Source organism: uncultured Brachyspira sp. (genome assembly GCF_944390595.1).
Lineage (GTDB): Bacteria > Spirochaetota > Brachyspiria > Brachyspirales > Brachyspiraceae > Brachyspira.
Map to the genome: position 1 here is coordinate 1 of NZ_CALXRN010000038.1, position 6144 is coordinate 6144.

5 protein-coding genes and 1 pseudogene are annotated in these 6144 nt (G+C 26.8%); 1 reads left to right on the forward strand and 5 read right to left on the reverse strand.

Annotated elements, in window-relative coordinates:
- The first annotated feature begins 106 nt into the window (after nucleotides 1-106).
- Complete coding sequence (locus Q0J90_RS02125) at nucleotides 107-1372, forward strand: RtcB family protein (RefSeq protein ID WP_297276338.1); 1266 nt, start codon at nucleotides 107-109, stop codon at nucleotides 1370-1372.
- A 396-nt stretch (nucleotides 1373-1768) separates the two neighbouring features.
- Here Q0J90_RS02125 and Q0J90_RS02130 read toward each other — a convergent pair.
- The 5 genes and pseudogenes from Q0J90_RS02130 to Q0J90_RS02150 all read right to left on the reverse strand — a co-directional run.
- Nucleotides 1769-2479, reverse strand: a pseudogene (locus tag Q0J90_RS02130) (ankyrin repeat domain-containing protein).
- A gap of 226 nt (nucleotides 2480-2705) precedes the next feature.
- Nucleotides 2706-3467, reverse strand: coding sequence for an ankyrin repeat domain-containing protein (locus Q0J90_RS02135; protein ID WP_297276339.1), 762 nt, complete (start codon nucleotides 3465-3467; stop codon nucleotides 2706-2708).
- Nucleotides 3468-3748: 281 nt separating this feature from the next.
- Entirely contained in the window at nucleotides 3749-4492 is a 744-nt protein-coding gene (locus Q0J90_RS02140; RefSeq protein WP_297276340.1) for an ankyrin repeat domain-containing protein, read from the reverse strand.
- 229 nt (nucleotides 4493-4721) lie between these two features.
- Entirely contained in the window at nucleotides 4722-5600 is an 879-nt protein-coding gene (atpG, locus tag Q0J90_RS02145; protein ID WP_297276341.1) for an ATP synthase F1 subunit gamma, read from the reverse strand.
- 14 nt (nucleotides 5601-5614) lie between these two features.
- Nucleotides 5615-6144 (reverse strand): beta-1,6-N-acetylglucosaminyltransferase (locus Q0J90_RS02150; protein ID WP_297276342.1); only part of this gene is annotated, 530 nt, incomplete at its 5' end.

The following is a 6144-nucleotide window of genomic DNA, read 5'->3' on the forward strand; positions in this document are numbered from 1 at the left end:
TAAAATTAATATACAATTTTTATAAATAAATTATTTTTGACAAATTTTGTCATTTATGGTATTTATAATCATAATACGGCTTCAATAAAACAGAGGTTTATGATTTATGATAGAATTGAAAGGAAAATATAATAAAGACTGCAAAATTTTCACAGATAATATTGATGAGGAATCTTATTCTCTTATATATAATATTTTGAATGAAAAAGTAAGCGAAAATATAAAGGTGAGAATAATGCCTGATACTCATATTGGAAAAGGTATAGTTATAGGCTTTACAATGCCATTAACTGACAGAGTAAATCCTTTTCATATAGGAGTTGATATAGGATGCGGTATGCTTACTTCAAAATTGGAAGACAATATAAAAAACATTTCATTAGAAAATATAGATAAAACAATAAAACAAAATATTCCTATGGGACAGAAAACTCATAAGAAAAGCTTTTATTCATTTTTTAATTTCAAAGAATTAAATGAAATAATGAGAAATTTTATAATTAAATATAATAAAAGATATAATACCAAATTTGAACCTTTTAATATTGATGATAATTATATAAAAAAACTATGCGAAAGAGTAGAAATAGATTTAGAAAAATTCAATAATTCAATAGGCACACTTGGAGGAGGAAATCATTTTATAGAAATAGGAAAATCTATAAATAATGATTATTTTCTTACAATACATTCAGGCTCAAGAAATTTCGGTACAAGAGTATGCGAATATCATGTAAGGCAAAATAAAAAAAGAATAGAAGAAGCAAAAGATTTTATTAATAATGTCAAAGATATAAATGATAAAGCAACAAAAGAATACAATGAATATAATGAAATAATAAGAAGCGGAGATTATATATACGGTAAAGCTATGTTTGATTACTGCATCGATATGGTAATAGCACAGTATTATGCCAAAATTAACAGAGAAACAATGCTTGATATTATAACTAATGCTCTTAATATAAAAACAGAAAATACTTTTTCATCTATACATAATTTTATAGACTTTGAAGATTTTATAATAAGAAAAGGTGCTATAAGAAGTTATAAAAATGAAAAAATGATAATTCCTTTTAATATGCGTGACGGTATATTAATATGCGAAGGAAAAGGCAATGAGGATTGGAATTGTTCTGCACCTCATGGAGCAGGAAGAGTTTTATCAAGAATGCAGGCAAAAAAACAAATAGATATGAAAGATTTTATTGATTCTATGAAAGGCATTTATTCAAGCAGTATATGCAAAAATACTTTAGATGAAGCTCCTCAGGCTTATAAAGATTCTAAGGAAATAGAAACTCTAATAGAACCAACTGCAAATATAATAGATAGATTAAAGCCTGTATTAAATATAAAAGCTGCTTCATAAAAAATATTAATGATATAATTTTTTATTAAAATTTTAAATATAATAAAAACTTGGGCGGGTACTTAAATTTCTAAGTACGTCATAAATATAATTAAAGTTAAATTTTCTGATAAAGTGATAAATAATAAAGGGCGGGGTATGTCAGTTAAGTTTTAAAACTTATTTTCACTCCCCACCCTCTAGACTTATAACCTTAATCTGCAATTTTTGTATTATTTTTCTTTTTAACTCTACACTGTTATTTCTGCCGCTCACCCTAGAGTTATTTAAATTTATTGTTTTTACAACGCACGAAGAATTTTATTTGTAAAAAATATAATAAATTGATAAATAAAAGCTAATTCACCGTGCATTATTTATAATTTTTTATTAACAATTAATATAAAAATAACTAATCTAATTTAGAAGTTCTCTTAATTTTTTTATGTCCTCAGTATTTTCGTATGGATCTTCTTCATCAACATTATCCAAAATATCAGTAGTTAAACCTAATGTATTAACTAAATATTCAAATACTTATATATTTCCATACAAATAAGCCATTTCAAGTCCATTCTCATCACGGCTAGATATAGAATCAACTAAATCAGAGTCAAAATCTACAATCATTTTTATTACATCAACATTTCCAAAACTGCAAGCAAGTAAAAATACATTTCGTCCATATTCATCTTGAATAATATTAGGATCGGCACCATTATCAAGCAAATATTTCATTATACCCAAATCTCTATAAAACACAGCAAACATTAAAGGAGTAGCTCCATCAAGATAATAATCATTATTAAGAAGCTCACTATATTTTTTGCCGCCGCTGTAAGTTTGATTAATATCTTCACCTTCTTCTATTAATTCAATCACTCTTTTTAAACTATGATTTTCTATAGCTTCAAATATATCATAATCTTTGCTGTATTTTCCTTCTTCTCTGTTGCCGTAAGAAAAATCAGTATTAACATTAACATATTTACCCTGAACCTTTACAGCATTAGTATAAATCTTATTATCTGCATTATCAGTATTACTTACAATACCCTCTTCTTTTTTACCGCAAGAAACAATAAAAGTAATCATAAAAACAAAAGAAATTAATAACAATTTTTTCATATATACCCCATATAGTAATTAATAATTTAATATATTATACTATAAAAACAAATTATTTTATATAAATAATTTTAAAAATCTCGCTTTAAAGCTCTATCCATTGCTAGACACTCAGAATTTTTATAAAATCATTCAATAATCTAAAAAATTTAAAATAAAAAATACCATTCATAAAATTAATATATGAATGGTATTTCATTATATATAAATATAAGTTTATCTAATATTATTCTGCACCTAATTCTTTTAATTTTTCTATTGCTCCATCTTCATTGGCATAATATAAAACTCCGTCTCCATCCTCATCAGTGCTGTTTATATTGATGCCTAAGTCATTTACCAAATATTCAAATACTTCAACATTATCATTTAAAGCGGCCATAAGAAGACCATTTGCCTCATAAGGATTTTTTGAATTAACTAAATCAGAATCTGACTGTACAAGCATTCTTATTACATCAACATTTCCAGTACCGCATGACCATAAAAAAGCATTCCATCCATCATCATCAGTAACATAAGGATCAGCTCCATTATCAAGTAAATATTTCATTATGCCCAAATCTCTATAAAATACAGCAAATATCAAAGGTGTAGCACCGCCGGCAGCATAACTGTCATCCATAAATTCGCTGTATAAACTATCATCTCCATAATAAGTTTGGTCAATATCCTCGCCTTCTTCAATTAATTCCTGAACTCTCTTTAAACTATGATTTTGTATAGCCTCAAATATATCATAGTCTTCGCTGTATTCTCCTTCTTCTCTATTGCCATAAGAAAAAGCAGAATTCATACTAACATATTTACCCTGAATCTTTACAACATTAGTATATGTTGCATGATATATATTTTCTGGAGAACTCACATATGAAGTATTTCCACCTATACCTACACTTGCTTCCTCTTTCTTTTTACATGAAATAATTGAAATAATTAGTAGTAAAGAAATCAATAATGTACTTTTTGAAACCTTTATTCTTTTCATAAACACCGCCGTATAATAATTAATAATTTACGAAGTATTATACTATAAAAACAAATTATTTTCTATAAATAATTAAAAAATCTCGCTTTAAAGCTCTAGCACGCCTTTGGCGATTGCTAGACGCTCGATTTTTTAATATATTCATATTGAAACGCTCACAATTTATTATTTGTTGCTAATAAAAATTGATTTATTAATAATTAAAAAATCTTGCTTTAAGGCTCTAGCTATTTTATAGTTTATTCATCTTTAAAATATATTAATGTATTACACAATTTATATTATTTGGCACCAAGCTCTCTTAACTTTTCTAATGCTGCATCTTTATTGGCATAATATAAAACTCCGTCTCCATCCTCATCAGTGCTGTTTATATCTATACCCAAATCATTAACTAAATACTCAAACACCTCTACATTATCATACAAAGCAGCCATATGAAGTCCGTTTGCATCATACATATTTTGAGAATTAACTAAATCAGAATCAAAGTTTACAAGCATTTTTATTACATCAACATTCCCACTACTACAAGCCCATAAAAAGGCATTCCAACTGTCATCATCTTTAATATAAGGATCAGCACCTTTATCAAGCAAATATTTCATTATACCCAAATCTCTATAAAATACGGCAAATATTAAAGGTGTAGTACCACTTGATGAATAACTTCTGCCTAAAATATCACTATATAAACCATCTCCGAAATAAGTTTGATCTATATCTTCACCTTCTTCTATTAATTCCTGTACTCTCTTTAAGCTATGATTTTGTATAGCCTCAAATATATCATACTTCTCACTATATTCTCCTTCTTCTCTGTCAGCATAAGAGAAAACAGAGTTTATATTAACAAATTTACCCTGAATCTTTACAACATTAGTATAAGTTTTATGATACACATTTTCTGGAGAACTCACATAAACTGCATTATTACTTATACTTAGACTAGCCTCTTCTTTTTTACCGCATGACACAATAAAAGTAATCATCAAAACAAAAGAAATCAACAACAATTTTTTCATATACCGCCTCATCGTAACTAATAATTTTGAGTATTATACAATAAAAACAAATAATTTTATAGTATTCTTAATAAAGATTGCTTTATTAAATAATTAAAAAATATCGCATTTATACTTATAATTTTTTAAATCATTCCTTAATTCTATAACAAAAGAATTTAAAATAAAAAAATACCATCCATAAAATAAATATATGAATGGTATTGATTTTCTATTATCAAAAAATAAATTATATAGCCTCAGAACCTCCTATAATATCAAGAAGCTCATTAGTAATATGTTCCTGTCTTGCTCTATTAGCCTTGTTTCTTAAATCTCCAAGAAGCCTCTCAGCATTATCTGTAGCATTTCTCATAGCTATAGATCTTTCAGCATTCTCTGACAAAAAAGAACTAGTAAGCATAAAATAGAAATATGTTTTAATAGCCATAGGTACAATCTCTTTCAATACTTCTTCCCTATTCGGCTCTATTATATAATCAATTTGCTTTTTTATTTTATGACCTTCAATATCTTCTTCATCTGGTATCATAGGAATTAAACTTTTTATTTTAGGTATATGTACAACTCTAGTATAATATCTAGTATATATAACCTCTACTCTTGAAGCATTATCAACAGCATATTCATGCATGAAACGCTGCACAACAGTAGCACAATCATCAAAAGTAGATTCTTCATCTATACGAGGATATTTACGTGCTATTGGTATACCCTGCTTTTCAAAATATACTTCGCCTTTTTTACCAAGCACATGAAGCTGCACTTCTCTTCCATGTCTATGATGATGCCTAATTCTTTCCATAGCTTCATCAAAAATCTTTGTATTATAAGAACCGCATAATCCCCTGCTTGATGTAACAACAAAAAGTATTATATTTTTTATCTTTTTTTTAGGCGAAAGCAAAGGATGAAGATGATCCATATCAGAATGTGAAAGATCTTCAACTATTCTATTGAGTTTCTGAGTAAAAGGACGCATACCCTGTTCCACTGTTAATATTTTAGCAGTTCTTGAACGTGCTATCATATCCATAGTTTTAGTTATTTTATGCGTACTGCTTACAGCTTTTATTCTTGCCTTTAATACATTAAGTTTCTCTGCCATAATAAAACTCCAAATTAATCCTCTAAATCCTCATATAATTTATCTATTATATCATTATCTATATTCTCATCAAACTTACGGGCAAATATACCACCCCCCGTATATAATTTTATATTATTGTAATCATTAAATACAAATGTATGTGGATGACTTCCAATTGCCCTGCTCCAATCTATATATCTTAAATTATTACATAAACAATTATTTTTTAGTATACTATTTAGTAATATAGTCTGAAAAAAATATTCATCACTGCCCCATACATTTTTAAATCTTTTAAGATAATCTGAATTATTCTCTACATAATTCAATATGTATTCAACAGCATTATTAGTTAAATTCCACCACTGAGAACCATAATAAGCATTTTCTATCATTTTTCTTTTCATAATTTTTAAATTTGATAAAAATTCTCTTAATTTAGAATGAAGATTTTTTCTGCTAAGTCCTTCAAAATTATATGTAACTAATCTATTATAATGGTATTCATAATTATAAATTGAATTATTAATAGGCACAAATTCAATAAATTCTTTATCAACAT

Excerpts from the sequence above, each read along its gene's own strand:
- Q0J90_RS02125 (WP_297276338.1), top strand. The coding sequence starts at position 107 with ATGATAGAATTGAAAGGAAAATATAATAAAGACTGCAAAATTTTCACA.
- Q0J90_RS02135 (WP_297276339.1), bottom strand. The coding sequence starts at position 3,467 with ATGAAAAGAATAAAGGTTTCAAAAAGTACATTATTGATTTCTTTACTA.
- Q0J90_RS02140 (WP_297276340.1), bottom strand. The coding sequence starts at position 4,492 with ATGAAAAAATTGTTGTTGATTTCTTTTGTTTTGATGATTACTTTTATT.
- atpG (WP_297276341.1), bottom strand. The coding sequence starts at position 5,600 with ATGGCAGAGAAACTTAATGTATTAAAGGCAAGAATAAAAGCTGTAAGC.